Origin of the sequence: Comamonas serinivorans, from assembly GCF_002158865.1 — a bacterium.
Lineage (GTDB): Bacteria > Pseudomonadota > Gammaproteobacteria > Burkholderiales > Burkholderiaceae_C > Comamonas_E > Comamonas_E serinivorans.
In genome coordinates this window covers 300550-318269 of sequence record NZ_CP021455.1, presented here as the reverse complement: position 1 = coordinate 318269, position 17720 = coordinate 300550, and the positions used below count along the sequence as shown (strand labels likewise).

Genomic DNA, 17720 nt, shown 5'->3' with positions numbered 1-17720 from the left:
GGGCATACTGCCTTTTGACGTGATGAGCCAGCCGGCTCACCTGCTCAAGCTCACACGGCCTGGACCAGCTCGGGCACGGCCGCGAACAGGTCAGCCTCCAGGCCGTAGTCGGCCACCGAGAAGATCGGCGCTTCGGGGTCCTTGTTGATCGCCACGATCACCTTGGAGTCCTTCATGCCGGCCAAGTGCTGGATGGCGCCCGAGATGCCGCAGGCGATGTACAGCTGCGGGGCCACGATCTTGCCGGTCTGGCCCACCTGCAGGTCGTTGGCGGCGTAGCCGGCGTCGACCGCGGCGCGGCTGGCACCGATGGCGGCGCCGAGCTTGTCGGCCAGCGGGGTGATGACTTCGTCGAACTTTTCTTTGCTGCCCAGGGCACGGCCACCGGAGACGATGATCTTGGCGGCGGTGAGCTCGGGACGGTCGCTCTTGGCGATTTCGGCGCCGAGGAATTTGGCTTTGCCGGTGTCGGCGACGGCGGCGACGGTTTCCACGGCGGCGGCGCCACCGGTGGCGGCGGCGGCGTCAAAGCCGGTGCCGCGCACGGTGATGACTTTGACGGCGTCGGTGGATTGGACGGTGGCGATGGCGTTGCCGGCGTAGATGGGGCGCTCGAAGGTGTCGGCGCTGTCCACTTTGGTGATGTCGCTGATTTGGGCGACGTCGAGTTTGGCGGCCACGCGCGGGGCGATGTTCTTGCCCGAGGCGGTGGCGGGGAAGAGGATGTGGCTGTAGTTGCCGGCGATGGCGAGCACTTGCGCGGCGACGTTTTCGGCCAGGCCGTTCTTCAGGGCGGCGCCGTCGGCGTGGATGACTTTGGCCACGCCGGCGATCTGGGCGGCGGCAGCGGCAGCGGCGGCGGCGCCTTCTCCGGCGACGAGGACGTGGACGTCGCCACCGCAGGCGAGAGCGGCGGTGACGGTGTTGAGGGTGGCCGATTTGAGGCTGGCGTTGTCGTGTTCGGCGATGACGAGTGCGGTCATGGTGATCTTTCGGTCAAGGTGTTCGGGCGGGTCGCGGCGGTCACGCGGGCATCAGGTGCGCGGGCGGCGGTCGCGGGGGAGGCTCAAGGGTGAGTCGGTGTCCAGGTGTGCATCAGGGGTATGGCCGGTTTCCCGTTCAGTTTGAATCGGGCGTGGGGTCATACCCTGGAATGCACCGGATCAGATGACTTTGGCTTCGTTCTTGAGCTTGTCGACCAGGGTGGCGACGTCGGGCACTTTGACGCCGGCACCGCGCTTGGGCGGCTCGGACACTTTGAGGGTTTTGAGGCGCGGGGCGACGTCGACGCCGAGGTCGGCGGGCTTGACGGTTTCCAGCGGCTTTTTCTTGGCCTTCATGATGTTGGGCAAGGTGACGTAGCGCGGCTCGTTCAGGCGCAGGTCGGTGGTGATGACGGCCGGCTGGCTGAGCTCGATGGTTTCGAGGCCGCCGTCGACTTCACGCGTGACTTTGACGTTGGCGCCGTCGACTTCGACCTTGGAGGCGAAGGTGGCCTGGCCCCAGTCGCCCAGGGCGGCGAGCATCTGGCCGGTCTGGTTGGCGTCGTCGTCGATGGCTTGCTTGCCGCAGATGACGAGGCCGGGTTGCTCTTTGTCGACCAGGGCCTTGAGCAGCTTGGCGACAGCCAGGGGCTGCAGTTCGTCGGCGGACTCGACCAGGATGCCGCGGTCGGCACCGATGGCCATGGCGGTGCGCAGGGTTTCCTGGCACTGCGCCACGCCGCACGAGACGGCGATGACTTCGGTGGCCACGCCTTTTTCTTTCAGCCGCACCGCTTCTTCGACGGCAATCTCGTCAAAGGGGTTCATGCTCATCTTGACGTTGGCAATGTCCACACCCGTGCCGTCCGCCTTGACACGAACCTTGACGTTGTAGTCCACCACGCGTTTGACGGGGACGAGAATTTTCATGATGAGGGTCCTTGTGGAAGAGTGAAAAAGGGGTGCGGCAACCTCAGTCGCCTGCAATGTGCTTGTCTCGGATCACCTGACCCCATTTCTGGTAGTCCTGTGCAATGCGCTGGCCAAACTGCGCCGGCGGCACGAAGTGGGCAAACGCCCCGGCGCCGGCCATTTTGGCGCGCGTCTCGGGTTCGTCGAGGATCTGCTTCATCTCGGCCGCGACGCGGTCGACCACCGCCTTGGGCGTGCCGGGCGGCGCGACCAGTCCGCCCCAGGACACGGCCTGGTAGCCGGCGAAGCCCTGTTCGGCCACGGTCTTGACCTGCGGCAGCACCTCGATGCGCTCGGGCGAGCCCACGGCAATCGCGCGCAGCTTGCCCGCCTTGATGTGCGGCAGCGCGGCCACCAGGTCGGCGAACATCGCCGGCACCTGACCACCGATGGTGTCGGCGATGGCGGGGCTGCTGCCCTTGTAGGGCACGTGCTGCATCTCGAAGCCGCCCATCTGCTTGAGCAGCTCCATGCTCAGGTGGCCAAAGCTGCCGGTGCCGGCGCTGGTGTAGTTCAGGTGCTTGTCGGCATGGGCCTGCGCGATCAGCGACTTCAGGTCCGTCACCTGCGGCAGCAGGCGCGGGTTGACCACCAGCACGATGGGCAGGTCGTACACCATGGCCACGGGCGTGAAATCACGCGCCGGGTCGTAGCTGGTCTTGATCAGGTGCGGGGCCAGCAGCGTGGGCGTGGCCAGCATCATCAGGGTGTAGCCATCGGGCCGCACCTTGGTCACTTGGCTCGCGGCGATCGAGCCCGAGGCACCGGCGCGGTTGTCGATCACCACCGTCTGCTTGAGGCGTTCGCCCAGTTTCTGACCCGCGATGCGCGCGGCCGTGTCGGTCGGCCCGCCGGCCGGGAACGGCACCACGAGCTTGATCATGGCGTTGGGCCACGGGGTTTGCGCCATGGCCGTGCCCGCCAGCAGGGGGGCGAGCGCCAGGGTCAGCACGCCGCGGCGCGCCATCGAAGACAGGTTGTTTCGGAACAGCATGAAGAGGCCCATCTCAGGGAAACGCCAGGTCAACAGCCCCTGGCATGGCGTGTGGCCGCGGATGGCCACGGTGCAGGCGCCGTGCGCCTGCGGGAACTCACGCCTGTTCTGGCAGCGTCAGCACGCCCTTGGCCTTGAGGGCCTGCAGCTCGTCCTCGGACAGCTGGAGCAAGCCTTGCAGCAGCTCGCGCGTGCCCTCGCCCAGCGTGGGCGGAATGGCGCGCACGGGCAGGCGCTTGCCGTCCAGGCGGTAGGGCGGCGCGAACACATCGGCTTCGCCGGCTTCGGGGTGAGGCATGCGTTGAATCAAGCCGCCGCGGCGGGTGCGTTCGCTGGTCAGCGCTTCGTGCACACCGGCCACCTCGCCGCAGGGCACGCCGCAGGCCGAGAGGCGCTCGAGCAACGTGGCGCGCGGCATGGCCTTGATGGCGGCCAGGATGATGGGCACCAGCGTTTCGCGGTGCGTGGCGCGGTCCAGGTTGGTCTTGTAGTTGGGGTTCTGCGGGATGTCGGGGCGGTCGATCACCTCGTTGCAGAAGCGGTTGAACTGGCCGTTGTTGCCGACGGCGATGATCAGCGGACCGTCGGCGGCCTCGAACATGCCGTAGGGCACGATGGACGGGTGGGCGTTGCCGATGCGGGCCGCATCGTGGCCCAGCAGCAGCGCGTCCAGGCCGTAGTACGAAGTGACGGTGAGGCCGCAGTCGTACAGCGCCATCTCGATGTGGCGACCCTTGCCCGTGCGCTCGCGGCGGAACAGCGCGGCCAGCACGGCCTGGGCCGAGTACATGCCGGTCATCAGGTCGACCACGGCAACGCCGAACTTGAGCGGCGGCTGCGTCGGCTCGCCGTTGATGTTCATGAGGCCCGATTCGGCCTGGATGACGAGGTCGTAGCCGGGGCGCTTGGCTTCGGGGCCCGAGCTGTCGTAGCCGGCGATGGAGCAGTAGATCAGGTCGGGCTTGATGGCCTTGAGCTGCTCGTAGCCCAGGCCCAGTTTGTCGGCACCGCCGGTCTTGAAGTTCTGCACCACGACGTCGAACTGCGGGATCAGGTCATGGATCAGCTTCACGCCTTCGGGCGTCTGCAGGTCAACGGTGATGGAGCGCTTGTTGCGGTTCATCGCGTTGAAGTAGGTCGTGGTCGTGGTGCCCACGCGCATGCCCCAGTCGCGCGTGTCGTCGCCGCGGCCCGGGTGTTCGATCTTGATCACTTCGGCGCCGAAATCGGCCAGCACCATGCCGCACATGGGGCCGGCAAACACGCGGGAGAGGTCGAGCACGCGCACGCCTTCCAGCGGGAAGTCCATGTCGTCGGGCAGTTGTTGGGTGGTCATGGGAGGTCTCTCAATGAAAGGAGGCTGGGAAGCCGTTGGAGCCCCGCCGGTGGCGGGCCGGGCGCGCATCACGCGCGTGGGGTGAAGGGGAAGGCGGTCAGGCGGAGGTCACGTACTTGAACACGGCCGAGGCCTTGGCCACAAGGTCGCCCTGTTCGTCCTCGATGCGGCCCTCGCAGAAGGCCAGCGACTTGCCGCCGCCCACGACCTTGCCGTGGCCGGTGAGCACGCCGCGTCCGGATTTGACGAACTGCGTCTGCAGGTCGACGGTGACCACCAGGCGCTCGAACTCGAAGCGCGACAGCGCCGCGGCCGTCATGGTGCTGTCCAGCATGGACATGAGCACGCCGCCGTGCACGACGCCAAAGTTGTTGAACAGCTGCGGGTTGATGGGCAGCACCAGGCGCGAGACGCCAGCCTCGGCAAACTCGCGCTTCAGGCCAATCATCTGGTTGAAGGTGACCTTGGCGAACAAGGCATCGGCCTTGGCCTTCAGTTCGGCCTTGCGGGCGGCCAGCGCCGCAGCGTCTTGAATGTCAGCAGTACTGCTCATGGTGCAAATGAATTCAGGCGGTGAACGCCAGATACCTGCCTTCGCAGGCATTGGAAACACGCCCCGCTGCGCGCCAGCCAGGCCTTGACGCACAGGCGGCCGCATCGCCGAAACGACGGGCCGACCCCGGCGCAGCAGGCCGCCTTGCGGGGGCCATGCGCGAAGCGCAGGGGAGCGTGGGGGTCAACCTCAGGCGGCCCAGGCGGTGGCGCGGGCCAGGGCCTCGCGGCATTCCTTGACCATGCGCTGGATCAGCTCCTGGCAGGTGGGCACGTCGTCGATCAGGCCCACGACCTGGCCGGCCGAGACCACGCCGTCGTTGACCTGGCCGCTTTCCATGGCGGCACGGCCACGGACACCGGCCACCAGGTGGTGGATTTCTTCGAACTTGACGCCACCGGGACGGCGTTCGGCTTCGACGACCTCGTTGGAGATGTCGTTGGCCAGCACGCGCGAGGTGTTGCGCATGGTGCGGAACATCAGGCGCGTGTCGCGTTCACCAGCGGCCACCAGGGCCTGCTTGATGTTGTCGTGGATGGGCGCTTCTTTCGTCGCCATGAAGCGCGTGCCCATGTTCACGCCTTCGGCACCCAGGGTCAGGGCAGCGGCCATGCCGGCGCCGGTGGCGATGCCGCCCGAGGCGATGATGGGGATGCTGAGCGCACGCGCAGCGGCCGGAATCAGCACCAGGCCGGGCACGTCGTCTTCACCGGGGTGACCGGCGCACTCGAAGCCGTCGATGGAGATGGCATCCACGCCATTGCGCTGGGCCGACAGGGCGTGACGCACCGACGTGCACTTGTGGACCACGACGATGCCGGCGTCCTTGAGCTTGGCGGTGAATTCCTTGGGGCTGTTGCCCGCGGTTTCCACGACCTTGACGCCGCCGTCGATGATGACCTGCACGATTTCTTCGTACGGAGGCGCCTTGACGATGGGCAACAGCGTGATGTTCACGCCGAACGGCTTGCTCGTCATGGTCTTGCAGCGTTCGATTTCCTTGGCCAGGTCAGCCGGCGTGGGCTGGGTCAGCGCGGTCAGGATACCCAGGCCGCCCGCGTTGGACACGGCCGAGGCGAGTTCGGCACGGCCCACCCACTGCATGCCGCCCTGGATGATCGGGTATTCGATGCCCAGCATCTCGGTGATTTTTGTCTTCATGGAGTATCCCCTCACAATGGTTCACAATAAAACGGGCGGCAGACCATCCTGCCACCCAATTCAGTCCGCAATCAGCTCACGTGGCCGTTTTTGACCATGCCACGCCCGATCACAATCTGCTGAATCTGGGTTGTGCCCTCGTACAGACGGAACAGGCGCACGTCGCGGTAGAAACGTTCGATGCCGTATTCGCTCAGGTAGCCGGCACCGCCAAAGATCTGCACAGCGCGGTCGGCGATGCGGCCGCAGGCTTCGGTGGCGAACATCTTGCAGCACGACGCCTCGACCGCCACGTCCTTGCCGTCATCGCGGCGACGTGCGGCGTCGAGCACCATGCAGCGCGCGGCGTACAGCTCGGCCTGGCCATCGGCCAGCATGGCCTGCACGAGCTGGAAGTTGGCGATGGGCTCGCCGAACTGCTTGCGCTCCATGGCATAGGCCAGCGAATCCTGCAGCATGCGCTCGGCGCAGCCCACGGCGATGGCGGCGATGTGGATGCGGCCTTTTTCCAGCACCTTCATCGCGGTCTTGAAGCCCTGGCCTTCCTTCAGGCCGATGATGTTTTTGGCCGGCACGCGGCAGTTCTCGAAGATCACGTCGGCCGTGTGGGCGCCCTTCTGGCCCATCTTCTTGTCGATCTTGCCGATGCTGATGCCGGGCGACTTGGCATCGACGATGAAGGCCGACACGCCACCCGCGCCCTTGTTGTCGGGGTTGGTGCGCGCCATCAGCGTGAAGATGCCCGCGTGCGGCGAGTTGGTGATGAAGCGCTTGGTGCCGTTGACGATGTAGTCGTCGCCGTCGCGCACGGCGGTGGTGCGCAGCGAGGCCGCGTCCGAGCCGGCATCGGGCTCGGTCAGCGCGAACGAGGCGATGAGCTCGCCGCTGGCCAGCTTGGGCAGGTACTCGGCCTTCTGCTCGGCCGTGCCGTCCATCAGGATGCCTTGCGAGCCGATGCCCACGGTGGTGCCGAACAGCGAGCGGAAGGCCGGCGAGGTCTTGCCCATCTCGAGCATGACCAGCACCTCCTCTTCCATGGTCAGGCCCAGGCCGCCGAACTCCTCGGGCACCGTCAGGCCGAACATGCCCATGTCCTTCATCTCCTGCACGATGTCGGCCGGGATGGCATCGGTCTCCGCCACCACCTCTTCGGCCGGCACCAGGCGCTCGCGCACAAAACGCTGCACGGTGTCGACGAAGACGTTCATGGTTTCTGGATCGCGGATCATGGTGTTTCCTTACTGCTTGATGGGGATGTGAATCGGTCGATCTTGGCACCGGCGGGGCCCCGAATCGCTGCGGCAGACCACAGCGAAAACGCCGCCCGGCGGCCTCCTCAATCGGCCGAGATGCCGGCCTGCTTCACCACCTGCGACCAGCGCTGGATTTCGCCCGCGACGAAGGCCTTGTAGTCGGCCTGCGATTCGCCGCCGACCTCGCCGCCCATCTGCTCGGTCAGGCGCTTGCGCACCTCGGGCTGCTGCAGGGCGTGCGCGGCGGCGGCGTGGACCTTGTCCTGCACGGCCTGGGGCACGCCAGCCGGTGCAAACAGGCCGAACCAGGCGGTGACGACCATGTCCTTCACGCCGGCTTCGGCCATGGTGGGGATGTTGGGCAGCGCAGGGTTGCGCTTGGCACTGGTGACGGCCAGGGCGCGGAACTTGCCGGCCTGGATGTGCGGCAGCGAGCTGGGCAGGTTGTCGATCATGAAGTCGAACTGCTTGCCCAGCAGGCCCTGCACGGCCGGGCCGGCGCCTTTGTAGGGCGCGTGGGGCGCCGTGAAGCCGGCGCGCTGCATGAACATTTCGGCCGACATGTGGGGCGACTGGCCGGTGCCGGTCGAGCCCATGGTGATCTTGGTCGGGTTGGCCTTGGCGTAGGCGATCAGCTCGGCCACGGTCTTGAAGGGCGAATCGGCATGCACGACCAGCACGTTGGGCACCGAGATGACGTTGGTCAGCGGCACCAGGTCTGCCGGCTTGTACGGCAGCTTTTTGTACATGCTGTAGTTGATGGCGTTGGGGCCGATGTTGCCCATCAGCAGCGTGTAGCCATCGGGCTTGGCCGCCAGCGCGGCCTGCGTGCCGATGATGCCGCCACCGCCGGCGCGGTTGTCGACCACCACGCTCTGGCCCAGCTGCTGACCCATGTCCTGCGCCAGCAGGCGGGCCGCCATGTCGGTGGTGCCGCCAGCCGCGGCGGGCACGACGATGGTGATGGCTTTGTGGGGCCAGGCGTCGGCCAGGGCGGGCGTGGCCGCCAGCAGCGCCGGCACGGCCAGTCCGGCGGCACCCAGCGTCAGCAGCTGGCGGCGCGCATACACAACAGGAGTATGCAGCGAATGACGTTGATTCCGAAACAACAACATGTGAATACTCCTGTCAAATGAACGTGAACAAAGGCCGGATCGGGGGAGCCCGAACCGGTTGTGGATCAGGCCATGCCGGCGGTTGCCGACATGGCCTGTGGTGGACGCGGGGGTTGCCGGCCTCGTCACCCCATCACGGGGCGAGGGTGTGGCCGGGGGCCATCCGGTCCGGAAACGCAGCGCCCGGGCGGGCGCTGGCAGCTTCGGACGGCCTCGGTGAGACCGCCCGAAGCCCGCCTCACAGCGCGTCGGCCGTGCCCAGGATGGCCGTGGCCTGGCTGGACAGCGTGCCGCCGTTGCCATGGGCCAGGGCCGTGTGCACGCCCTGCACCTGGCGGTCGCCGCCTTCGCCACGCAGTTGGCGCACGGCTTCGATCAGGGCAAAGATGCCGTACATGCCCGGGTGGGTGCACGACAGGCCGCCGCCGTTGGTGTTCACGGGCAGCTTGCCGCCCGGGGCGATGGTGCCGCCCTCGACGAAACGGCCGGCCTCGCCCTTGGGCACGAAGCCCAGGTCTTCCAGGAACAGCAGCGTGTTGATGGTGAAGGCGTCGTACAGCTCGAGCACGCCGATGTCCTTGGGCTGCAGGCCGGCCATGGCAAAAGCCTGTTGGCCCGACTGCTGCGCGGCCGACACGGTCAGGTCGTGCATGGACGAGATCTGGCGGTTCCAGCACGCCGTGGCGTTGCCCAGCACGTAGACCGGCTTTTGCTTCAGGTGCTTGGCGCGGTCGGCCCGCACCAGCACGAAGGCGCCGCCACCATCGGTCACCAGGCAGCAATCGCGCACGGTGAACGGCGTGGTCACGGGCTTGGCGTTGATCACGTCCTCGATGGAGAGCGGGCCACGCATGAAGGCTTCGGGGTTCAGCTGCGCCCACTTGCGTGCCGACACGGCCACTTCGGCCAGCTGCTCGCGCGTGGTGCCGTACTGGTGCATGTGGCGGTGCGCCGCCATGGCGTACGAGCTGGCCGGGTTGAACGGGTCGTAGGGGTGCTCGTAGGGCTGCGGGTCCATCTGCTTGCGCATGGGCGCCTGCGCCTTGCGGCCGTTGGCGGCCGTGCGCTGCACCGAGCCGTAGCAGACCAGCACCGCGTTGCACTGGCCGGACTGCAGCGCCATCATGGCCGGCAGCAGGTGGGCGATGAAGCTCGAGCCACCGATCATGGTGCCGTCGATGTAGTTCGGGCGGATGCCGAGGTACTCGATGACGGGCATGGTCCACATCGAGGCGGACACCGAGCAGGTGGCGATGCCGTCGATGTCGGCCAGCGTGAGGCCGGCGTCTTCGATGGCGATGCGCGCCGAGCGCGCCAGCAGTTCCATGTCGGTGAAGCCGTGGGCCTCGCCGTTGCCAAACAGGCCCACGCCTGCAATCGCGCAGCTGCCGCGCAAGGATTTCAAATCGGTCATGTCAAAAGTTCCTTGTTCGCAGCTTCACGCCAGATCGCAGACCACCAGGCCTTTGCCGTCGGTGACCTGCACGCGGGTCTTCACGCGCTGGCCGATCTTGACCGAGTGCGGGTCCACGCCCTCGATGCGGCTCATCAGGCGCACGCCTTCGTCCAGGTCGACCAGCACCACGTTGTAGTCGCCGCCCGCCTCGGGCTTGCGCGCCACCACGGTGAAGGAATAGACCACGCCGGTGCCCTTGGGGGCCACCAGGGTGACGTCGCCCGCGCCGCTGAAGGGGCAGTTCTCGCGTGGGTAGTAGTGGTACTTGCCGCTGGTCGCGCTGTATCCGATGAGGAAATTGCCCTGGTCGAGCTCGGCCTTGTGGCGCAGCTCGATCCCGGCCTTGGCCAGGTCGATGGTGTCAGACATGGTGGTTCACCTGAAGCTTGGGTTGTGGATGCGTGGTCCTGAGGATTCAGGCCACGTCAGCATGGTCAAGCAAAGGCAGTATGGACATTTTTTCGTTCATGAATGAACGAGAATGAATGCATACTGCCATTGATTGAACACACTCGAACGTGACGACGCGCGCACGCGCCGCCACGGGCAGAAGCCCCGCGCGCCCTGATCGATGCGTGCAAGCACGCATGGGCTGTCGCCAAGACCTCGCTGAAGCGAAGGGCCGCTCCCGAGCGAAGCGGGCCCCCTCGGGGGGCGCCCGGCGTAGGGGCAGCGGACCATGCGCGCAGCGCACAGGGCGCGTAGGGGTCAATGGTTCAGACCGGATCCCAGCTGAACACGTCGCCCGACTTGTCCAGGCCGAAGTAGCTGCCCTTGAAGGCCGGCAGGGCGTGCTCGATCACGGTCTCGGGCGTCCAGCCTTCGCTGCGCTGCACCGAGCGCACGGGGCGCGGCTGGCTCATCAGGAAGATTTCGTTGTTGCGCACGACGAAGACCTGGCCGTTAGTGTCCTTGGCCTTGTCGCTCATCAGGGCGACGGCCAGCGGGGCGATCTTGGCGGGGGTCATTTGCTGGATCTTGGCAACGCGGGCTTGCTGCTCGGGCGTGTCGGTCGGGATCGAACCGATCATGCGGCTCCAGGCGAAGGGCGCGATGCAGTTCGAACGCACGTTGTAGCGCTGCATGTCCAGGGCGATGGACTTGGACAAGCCCATCATGCCCAGCTTGGCGGCGGCGTAGTTGGCCTGGCCGTTGTTGCCGATCAGGCCCGAGGTCGAGGTCATGTGCACGAAGGCACCGCTTTCCTGCTCCTTGAAGTGGTTGGCGGCAGCGCGGCTCATGTAATACGAACCGTACAGGTGCACCTTGAGCACGGCGTCCCACTCGTCCAGGCTCATCTTGTGGAACATGCGGTCGCGCAGGATGCCGGCGTTGTTGATCACGCCATCGATGCGGCCGAAGGTGTCCAGCGCGCTTTGCACGATCTTGGCAGCGGCCGAGGCGTCGGCCACCGAGTCGGTGTTGGCCACGGCCTGGCCACCGGCGGCCTTGATCTCGTCCACGACCTTCTGGGCCGGGCCAGCGTCGTTGCCTTCGCCGGTCACCGAAGCGCCGATGTCGTTCACCACGACCTTGGCGCCTTCCTTGGCCAGGGCCAGGGCGAAGTCACGGCCGATGCCGCCGCCTGCGCCGGTCACGATGATGACCTTGTCTTGCACCAGTTTCTCGCTCATTTCAATCTCCTTCTTCAATGGATCGGTTGGCCAGGTGCCAGGCTCACGCCTTGACTGCCTGGGGGTTGGGTTTCCAGCTGTACGGTGGCGCCTTCTTGTCGAGGAAGGCCTGGATGGCCACCTTGTGCTCGGGGGTGAACATGGCCAGGGCCTGGGCCGAGGCTTCCATGTCCAGCAGGTTGTCGAGGTCGAGGCCACCCACGCTGTTCATGGTGCGCTTGACCATGCCGATGGCGGCCGGGTTGGCCTGGGTGAAGCTTTCGGCCATGGCGCGGGCACGGGCCATGAGCTGATCGGGTTCGTGGATCTCGAGCACGATGCCCAGGTCCTTGGCCTCGTTCACGTCCAGCTCGCGGGCGGACATCAGCAGTTCTTTGGCGCGCTGCACGCCGACCACGCGCGGCAGGGTGTAGAAGGCGCCGCAGTCGGGCACCAGGCCGACCTTCATGAAGGACATGCAGAACTTCGCGCGCGGCGTGGCCAGGATGATGTCGGCCAGCAGCGCCATGGAGAAACCGGCGCCGTACGACGCACCGTCGCAGGCCGCGATGATGGGGCGGTCCAGCGTCAACAGGTCGCGGATCCAGTGGTGCACGTCCTGCAGGCGGTTGCGCCAGCCATCGGTGCCCAGGTCGCTGCTGGCGGCGATGTTGGACAGGTCGCCGCCCGAGCAGAAATGGTTGTGGGCCCCGGTGAGGATGACGGCGCGGATGCTGCGGTCGGTCTTGATGTGGGCCACGACCTTGGCCAGGCCTTCGCGCATGGCCATGTCGAAGGCGTTGCGCTTGCGCTCGTTGTCCAGCGTGATGGTGCCCACGCCGTTTTCAACCTCGAAGCGCAAGGTGTCGAAATTCATGTTCATGCGGTTTCCTGAGTCATGGCAAGTGAGGGGTATGCCGTGTGTTCCGATATTTTCTTACCGCTGATTGCCAGATACTGCCGCCAGGGACGCGTCATGGCGGCGGTAGCGGGGCCGCTCGCGCGGGCGACGGCACGGAACACCGGGGCGCAATATCCACCATTGGCCGACAGGCCGATGCACAACGCTGTCACAGCTGTGACCTGGGGCATACCCCTAGGGCACGAAGGCTGCGGGGGCAGGCCCCGTGCGCGCGAGCGGCCTTGGGTCATGCCGATCAGTCCACGCCCATGGCGTTCTGTGCCCGGTCCTGCGCTTGCTGGGCCTGCTCTTGCAGCTCGCGCCACATCACCTTGCCCGTGCCCGACTTGAGCAGCTCGTCCACGAACTCGACCTGACGCGGCGCCTTGTACACGGCCATGCGCTGGCGTGCCCAGGCGATGATGTCTTCGGCGGTGGTCTGGCCACGCAACTCGGGCTTGAGCACGATGAGGGCCTTGACCTGTTCGCCCGCCTTGGCGTCCTTGAGGGCGATGATGCATGCCTCGCGCACCGCGGGGTGCTCGTACAGCATGGACTCGACCTCGGCCGGCCACACCTTGTAGCCCGACACGTTGATCATGCGCTTGAGGCGGTCGCGCATGAAGTAGTAACCGTCTTCGTCCACGCTCACCAGGTCGCCGGTGCGGAAGAAGCGCTTGCCGTCGCGCTCGAAGAAGCTGCTGGCGTTGGCCTCGGGGTTGCGCCAGTAGCCCAGCATGATCTGCGCCCCGCTGGTCACCAGCTCGCCGACTTCGCCGGGCGCCACCTCTTCCAGCGTGGCCGGGTCGACCACGAGCGAGCTCACACCAAAGGTGGGAATGCCCAGGCACTGCTTCTTGCCGCGCTGCACGGGGTTGGCATGCAGGAACGACGCCGACTCGGTCATGCCATACGCCTCGTTGAAGGCGATGCCATGCTGCTCGGTGATCATGGTGTTCACGGCCTCGGGCATGGCCGCGCCACCGCCCGACAGCAGCGCCAGGCTGCTCAGGTCACGCGCAGGGGTGCTGGCGTGCGTGAAAAAGTCGATCAGCATCGCCGGCGGCGCCGTCCACACCGACACGCGGTAGCGCTCGATGAGCTCGCCCGCCAACTCGGCATTCCAGCGCGGCATCATGACCACCGTGCAGCCCACGGCAATGGGCGTGTTCATGGCGTTCTGCATGCCCAGCAGGTGGAACAAAGGCGCGGCAGACATGAAGACCGACTCGGCATGAAAGCCGCGCCAGTACGCCGCCCCCAGCGCCGAGGTCAGCATGGTGCGGTGCGAATGCATGCAGCCCTTGGGGTGGCCCGTGGTGCCCGAGGTGTAGGGCAGCACCGCCAGGTCGTCCACCGCCACGCGCTCGAGTGCGGGTGCGGGCAAGGCCGCGGCCTGCACCGAGCGCCAGGCGCTCAGGCGATCATCCGACAGCGTTTCGGCCGCCGCGGTCACGACCGGCGGCAGGGCCGGCCACAGGGCCTCGGCGGCCACACCGGCCAGCGCATCGCTGTAGGTGAGCACGATGCCATGCTGCAGGCCGGCTGCGCCCGCCGGCGCGAAGTTGGCCAGGGCTTGGGGCAGCAGCTCCTGCGCCACCACGATGGTCTGCGCTTCGCTGCTTTGCACGTAGTAGCTCAGCTCGGCACTGGTCGTCATGGCGTTGACGGGCACCACCACCGCGCCAGCCAGCAAGATGCCGTAGTAGGCCGCCACATACTGGGGGCAGTTCTGGCTCATGATGAGCACACGATCGCCATGCTGGACACCGCAGCGCGCCACCAGGTGGCCAGCCACGGCCTGCGCCTGTTGCCACAGCTGGGCATAGCTCAGCTCGGCCCCCCCGAAGACGATGGCGGGCCGACCGGGGAATCGCTCGGCCGCGGTCTTGAGGTAGTGCGGCAGCGGCACTTCAGGCGCCAGGATGGCGGATGGCAGGCCTTTGGGCCAGAAGGGGCTGCGGGTCGGTGTGGCGCTCATGTGCGGTCTCGGGTTCAGGGGTGTCAGGGCAAGGCCAGCCAGGCTTCACCCGTCAGCTTGACGTCACCATGCTGGTCGCGCGTGGTCAACGCCAATTTGACGCGGCGTTCGCCGGCCACCTCGGCTTTCTCGACCACGTCGCCCGTGCAGGTGATCTCGTTGCCGATGTGGGTGATGGCGACGAAGCGCACGCCGTACTGGCGCAGCGCGGTCTGCGGCGCCCAGTGGGTCAGCAGGCGCGCCAGCCAGCCCATGGACAGCATGCCGTGGGCAAACACGTCGGGCATGCCGGCCGCCTTGGCGTAGTCGATGTCGACGTGGATGGGGTTGTGGTCGCCCGAGGCGCCGCAGTACAGCGCCAGGTCGGTGCGCGACACGGGCGACAGGGTCAGGGGTGGCAGGGCATCGCCCACCTTCACGTCGTCAAAGCGCAGTTGGGTGCTCATGGCGGTGCTCCTCACGCGGCCTGGGGGTGACGCACGACGGTGACGCCGCGCAGCTCGGCGACCAGCTCGCCGCGTTGGTTGTGCACGGTGGTTTCGCGCACGGCGAACTCCAGCGCCCCGCCCTTCTTGGCGTAGATGTCGGCCACGCGCTGCTGAAAACGCAGCACGTCGCCGGCGAAGGCCATGCGGTGGTAGGTGAAGTGCTGCTCGCCGTGCAGCACGTAGCGGTAGTCGATCTCCAGCAGGTCACGCATCAGGCCCGGATTCGGCGCTTCCGACTCCAGGCACATGAAGAACGTGGGGGGCACCGGCAGGTCGGGAAAGCCCGCCGCCCGTGCGGCCTGCACGTCGCTGTAGACCGGGTCGCGTTGCCCGGTGGCCTTGGCAAAGAAGCGCAGGCGGCCCGCTTCCACGGTCACCTCGAAGGGCGCGAAGACGTGCCCGATGTGCTTGGTGTCGATCATGTGTCTCCTTCACGTGCCGAAGCGCTTCACCAGCATGGGGTATGGTCCTGCTACCGTTTTCAAACCATCGGCAACAAAGCCATACCTCAATTCAATGCCACCCTTCAGCCTTTTTGGTAGAGCGTGACGACGCAGGCGCCGCCCAGCCCCAGGTTGTGCTGCAAGGCCAGCCGCGCGCCTTCCACCTGGCGCTGCTGTGCGGTACCCCGCAACTGCCAGACCAGCTCGGCGCATTGCGCCAGGCCGGTCGCACCCAGCGGGTGGCCCTTGGACAGCAGGCCTCCCGATGGGTTGGTCACCACACGCCCGCCATAGGTGTTGTCGCCGTCCAGCACGAACTGCTCGGCCGTGCCTTCGGGCGTCAGGCCCAGGGCCTCGTAGGTGATGAGTTCATTGGCGGTGAAGCAGTCGTGCAACTCCACCACATCGAGTTCGTCCGGGCCGATGCCGGCCTGCTCGTAGACCTGGCGGGCCGCCGCCGCCGTCATGTCGTAACCCACCACACGGCGCATGTCGCCGTCGTCGAAGGTGCTGCCGGTGTCGGTGGTCATGGCCTGGGCCGCGATGCGCACGGCCGCGGCCTCGAGGCCATGCCGCTTGACGAAGTCGCCCGAGCACAGCACCGCCGCTGCGGCGCCACAGGTCGGCGGGCAGCACTGAAAGCGCGTGAGCGGGTCGAACACCGTGGCCGAGGCCATGACCTCTTCCAGCGTCAGCGTCTGGCGGAACAGGGCCAGCGGGTTGCGCGCGGCGTGCTGGCGCGCCTTGACCGAGATGCGGCCAAAGGTGTCGGCCCGCGTGCCAAAGCGCTTCATGTGCTCGCGCGCCGCGCCGCCGAAGAACTGCGCCGCACGCGGCGCCTGCGGGTCGGTGCCCTGCAGCTCGTTCATGACGCCGGCAAAGCGGGCCATGGGGCTGGGCCGGTCGTCGAACGCGCCCTTGAGCGCGCCGGGGTTCATCTGCTCGAACCCCAGGGCCAGGGCGCAGTCGACCGCCCCGCTGGACACGGCCTGGCGCGCCAGGAACAGCGCCGACGAGCCGGTGGCGCAGTTGTTGTTGACGTTGAACACCGGGATGCCGGTCAGGCCGACGCCATAGACAGCCGCCTGGCCGCAGGTCGAATCGCCATAGACATAGCCCACGTACGCCTGCCGCACGCGGTCGTAGGGCACGCCCGCGTCCTGCAGCGCGAGCCGGGCCGCGTCCCGGCCCATCTCGTGGTACGGCGCACTGGCGCCCGGCTTGGTGAAGGGCAGCATGCCCACACCGATCACATACACGTCCTGTGCGCTCATGGGTGCGGCCCTGCTCAGTCGATCTGGATGTTCGCGGTCTTGGCGATGCCCGCCCAGTGCGGCGTGTCCTTCTGGATGACCTCGGCCATTTCCTTGGCCGTGGAGCCGGCCGGCATCAGGCCCATGTCGGCCAGACGCTTGGTCATGGCCGGCGTCTTGACGATCTTCTGCACCTCGGCCGAGAGCTTGTCCACGATGGGCTGCGGCGTCTTGGCCGGCACGAACATGGCGAACCAGCCGTTGGCCTCCAGGCCCTTGAAGCCCAGCTCACCGAAGGTGGGCACGTTGGGCAGCGAGGGGTGACGGCGCGTGCCGGTCACGGCCAGGAAGTTCAGCTTGTCCGACTTCAGGTGCGGGCTCATGGCCGTGGCATCGACGAAGGCCGACGACACCTGAGCCCCCAGCACAGCCGCCATCTCGGGACCCGAACCGGCATACGGCGCGTGCACCAGGTCCACCCCCGCCTGACGCTTGAACTGCTCGCCGTTGAAGTGCGACGAGGTGGCGTTGCCATAGCTGGCGAAGCTCATGCCCTTGTCGGCCTTGGCCTTGGCGATGAAGTCCTTCAGCGAGGTGATGCCCGACGAGCGCGGCACCATGAAAACGTCCATGGAGCGGGCGATCAGCGACACGGGCGCGAAGTCCGACACCTGGTAGGTCACCTTGGGGTAGACCGCCGGCGCCTGGATCAGCGCCGTGATGCCCAGCAGGATGGTGTAGCCATCGGCCGGCGACTTGGCGACCAGGGTGTTGCCCAGCATGCCGCTGGCGCCGGGCTTGTTCTCGACGATGACCGTCGCGTTCAGGTTCTGGCCCAGCTCGGCACCCAGCGAGCGCGCGATGATGTCGGTGCCGCCGCCAGCCGGATACGGCACGATGAGGCGGATGGTCTTGCCCGCAGCGGGGTAGTCCGCCTGGGCGTGGGCCAGCGACGCACCGAAGGTGCCGGTTCCAGCCACGGTCGCGGCCAGGGTCCAATGCAGAAAACTGCGGCGTGCATTGCGCATGAAAGTTCACTCCAGTTGGGCACCGGCGCGGTGCCACGCAAACCAGGCACCACGGGGGTGCCAAATGCGCGAAGTATGGTCAGCGACCCGCCGGGGTGAAATTGCCTGAACGCTCGCTCGATTGGCATAAATGCTCATGCACCACCCTCGAGGTCACGTGCGGGACAACCCACACACCGACACCGATCAG

General features: G+C 66.9%; 17 protein-coding genes. All 17 read right to left on the bottom strand.

The features are described 5' to 3' along the window. Nucleotides 1–50: 50 nt before the first annotated feature. The gene (locus CCO03_RS01395) at nucleotides 51–983 is read right to left on the bottom strand and encodes an electron transfer flavoprotein subunit alpha/FixB family protein (RefSeq protein ID WP_087276254.1); all 933 of its coding nucleotides are present in this window, start codon (nucleotides 981–983) and stop codon (nucleotides 51–53) included. A gap of 180 nt (nucleotides 984–1163) precedes the next feature. Continuing rightward, complete coding sequence (locus tag CCO03_RS01390) at nucleotides 1164–1913, bottom strand: electron transfer flavoprotein subunit beta/FixA family protein (RefSeq protein WP_087276252.1); 750 nt, start codon at nucleotides 1911–1913, stop codon at nucleotides 1164–1166. A 43-nt stretch (nucleotides 1914–1956) separates the two neighbouring features. After that, nucleotides 1957–2949, bottom strand: coding sequence for a tripartite tricarboxylate transporter substrate binding protein (locus CCO03_RS01385; protein WP_087283931.1), 993 nt, complete (start codon nucleotides 2947–2949; stop codon nucleotides 1957–1959). Between the two features lie 97 nt (nucleotides 2950–3046). After that, nucleotides 3047–4285: a CaiB/BaiF CoA transferase family protein gene (locus tag CCO03_RS01380; RefSeq protein WP_087276248.1), complete on the bottom strand. Its 1239-nt coding sequence runs from the start codon at nucleotides 4283–4285 to the stop codon at nucleotides 3047–3049. Between the two features lie 97 nt (nucleotides 4286–4382). Next, nucleotides 4383–4838 carry a PaaI family thioesterase gene (locus CCO03_RS01375; RefSeq protein ID WP_087276246.1) on the bottom strand — a complete coding sequence of 152 codons (456 nt, stop codon included), beginning with the start codon at nucleotides 4836–4838 and terminating at the stop codon, nucleotides 4383–4385. Nucleotides 4839–5027: 189 nt separating this feature from the next. Then, nucleotides 5028–5999: an NAD(P)H-dependent flavin oxidoreductase gene (locus CCO03_RS01370; protein WP_087276242.1), complete on the bottom strand. Its 972-nt coding sequence runs from the start codon at nucleotides 5997–5999 to the stop codon at nucleotides 5028–5030. Nucleotides 6000–6070: 71 nt separating this feature from the next. Further along, nucleotides 6071–7228 carry an acyl-CoA dehydrogenase family protein gene (locus CCO03_RS01365; protein WP_087276239.1) on the bottom strand — a complete coding sequence of 386 codons (1158 nt, stop codon included), beginning with the start codon at nucleotides 7226–7228 and terminating at the stop codon, nucleotides 6071–6073. 107 nt (nucleotides 7229–7335) lie between these two features. Further along, nucleotides 7336–8367 (bottom strand): Bug family tripartite tricarboxylate transporter substrate binding protein, encoded by a 1032-nt coding sequence (locus CCO03_RS01360; protein ID WP_087276236.1) that lies wholly within the window; start codon nucleotides 8365–8367, stop codon nucleotides 7336–7338. 238 nt (nucleotides 8368–8605) lie between these two features. After that, entirely contained in the window at nucleotides 8606–9781 is a 1176-nt protein-coding gene (locus CCO03_RS01355) for a thiolase (RefSeq protein WP_087276233.1), read from the bottom strand. A gap of 24 nt (nucleotides 9782–9805) precedes the next feature. After that, a complete protein-coding gene (locus CCO03_RS01350; RefSeq protein ID WP_087276230.1) occupies nucleotides 9806–10192 on the bottom strand; it encodes a Zn-ribbon domain-containing OB-fold protein in 387 nt (128 codons plus the stop codon). A 347-nt stretch (nucleotides 10193–10539) separates the two neighbouring features. Next, a complete protein-coding gene (locus CCO03_RS01345; protein WP_087276227.1) occupies nucleotides 10540–11457 on the bottom strand; it encodes an SDR family NAD(P)-dependent oxidoreductase in 918 nt (305 codons plus the stop codon). A 43-nt stretch (nucleotides 11458–11500) separates the two neighbouring features. Then, nucleotides 11501–12319, bottom strand: a complete 819-nt coding sequence (locus CCO03_RS01340; protein WP_087276223.1) for an enoyl-CoA hydratase/isomerase family protein — start codon at nucleotides 12317–12319, stop codon at nucleotides 11501–11503. Nucleotides 12320–12593: 274 nt separating this feature from the next. Further along, nucleotides 12594–14318, bottom strand: coding sequence for a long-chain-fatty-acid--CoA ligase (locus tag CCO03_RS01335; RefSeq protein ID WP_087276220.1), 1725 nt, complete (start codon nucleotides 14316–14318; stop codon nucleotides 12594–12596). A gap of 23 nt (nucleotides 14319–14341) precedes the next feature. Beyond that, nucleotides 14342–14764, bottom strand: coding sequence for a MaoC family dehydratase (locus CCO03_RS01330; RefSeq protein WP_087276217.1), 423 nt, complete (start codon nucleotides 14762–14764; stop codon nucleotides 14342–14344). 11 nt (nucleotides 14765–14775) lie between these two features. Then, nucleotides 14776–15228 carry a MaoC family dehydratase N-terminal domain-containing protein gene (locus CCO03_RS01325; RefSeq protein ID WP_087276215.1) on the bottom strand — a complete coding sequence of 151 codons (453 nt, stop codon included), beginning with the start codon at nucleotides 15226–15228 and terminating at the stop codon, nucleotides 14776–14778. A gap of 104 nt (nucleotides 15229–15332) precedes the next feature. Further along, a complete protein-coding gene (locus CCO03_RS01320; protein ID WP_087276210.1) occupies nucleotides 15333–16523 on the bottom strand; it encodes a lipid-transfer protein in 1191 nt (396 codons plus the stop codon). A 14-nt stretch (nucleotides 16524–16537) separates the two neighbouring features. Beyond that, complete coding sequence (locus tag CCO03_RS01315; protein WP_087276207.1) at nucleotides 16538–17530, bottom strand: Bug family tripartite tricarboxylate transporter substrate binding protein; 993 nt, start codon at nucleotides 17528–17530, stop codon at nucleotides 16538–16540. Nucleotides 17531–17720: the final 190 nt, after the last annotated feature.

Excerpts from the sequence above, each read along its gene's own strand:
- CCO03_RS01380 (WP_087276248.1), bottom strand. The coding sequence starts at position 4,285 with ATGACCACCCAACAACTGCCCGACGACATGGACTTCCCGCTGGAAGGC.
- CCO03_RS01345 (WP_087276227.1), bottom strand. The coding sequence starts at position 11,457 with ATGAGCGAGAAACTGGTGCAAGACAAGGTCATCATCGTGACCGGCGCA.
- CCO03_RS01340 (WP_087276223.1), bottom strand. The coding sequence starts at position 12,319 with ATGAACATGAATTTCGACACCTTGCGCTTCGAGGTTGAAAACGGCGTG.
- CCO03_RS01370 (WP_087276242.1), bottom strand. The coding sequence starts at position 5,999 with ATGAAGACAAAAATCACCGAGATGCTGGGCATCGAATACCCGATCATC.
- CCO03_RS01325 (WP_087276215.1), bottom strand. The coding sequence starts at position 15,228 with ATGATCGACACCAAGCACATCGGGCACGTCTTCGCGCCCTTCGAGGTG.
- CCO03_RS01355 (WP_087276233.1), bottom strand. The coding sequence starts at position 9,781 with ATGACCGATTTGAAATCCTTGCGCGGCAGCTGCGCGATTGCAGGCGTG.
- CCO03_RS01350 (WP_087276230.1), bottom strand. The coding sequence starts at position 10,192 with ATGTCTGACACCATCGACCTGGCCAAGGCCGGGATCGAGCTGCGCCAC.
- CCO03_RS01395 (WP_087276254.1), bottom strand. The coding sequence starts at position 983 with ATGACCGCACTCGTCATCGCCGAACACGACAACGCCAGCCTCAAATCG.
- CCO03_RS01365 (WP_087276239.1), bottom strand. The coding sequence starts at position 7,228 with ATGATCCGCGATCCAGAAACCATGAACGTCTTCGTCGACACCGTGCAG.
- CCO03_RS01390 (WP_087276252.1), bottom strand. The coding sequence starts at position 1,913 with ATGAAAATTCTCGTCCCCGTCAAACGCGTGGTGGACTACAACGTCAAG.
- CCO03_RS01335 (WP_087276220.1), bottom strand. The coding sequence starts at position 14,318 with ATGAGCGCCACACCGACCCGCAGCCCCTTCTGGCCCAAAGGCCTGCCA.
- CCO03_RS01385 (WP_087283931.1), bottom strand. The coding sequence starts at position 2,949 with ATGCTGTTCCGAAACAACCTGTCTTCGATGGCGCGCCGCGGCGTGCTG.
- CCO03_RS01315 (WP_087276207.1), bottom strand. The coding sequence starts at position 17,530 with ATGCGCAATGCACGCCGCAGTTTTCTGCATTGGACCCTGGCCGCGACC.
- CCO03_RS01360 (WP_087276236.1), bottom strand. The coding sequence starts at position 8,367 with ATGTTGTTGTTTCGGAATCAACGTCATTCGCTGCATACTCCTGTTGTG.
- CCO03_RS01330 (WP_087276217.1), bottom strand. The coding sequence starts at position 14,764 with ATGAGCACCCAACTGCGCTTTGACGACGTGAAGGTGGGCGATGCCCTG.
- CCO03_RS01320 (WP_087276210.1), bottom strand. The coding sequence starts at position 16,523 with ATGAGCGCACAGGACGTGTATGTGATCGGTGTGGGCATGCTGCCCTTC.
- CCO03_RS01375 (WP_087276246.1), bottom strand. The coding sequence starts at position 4,838 with ATGAGCAGTACTGCTGACATTCAAGACGCTGCGGCGCTGGCCGCCCGC.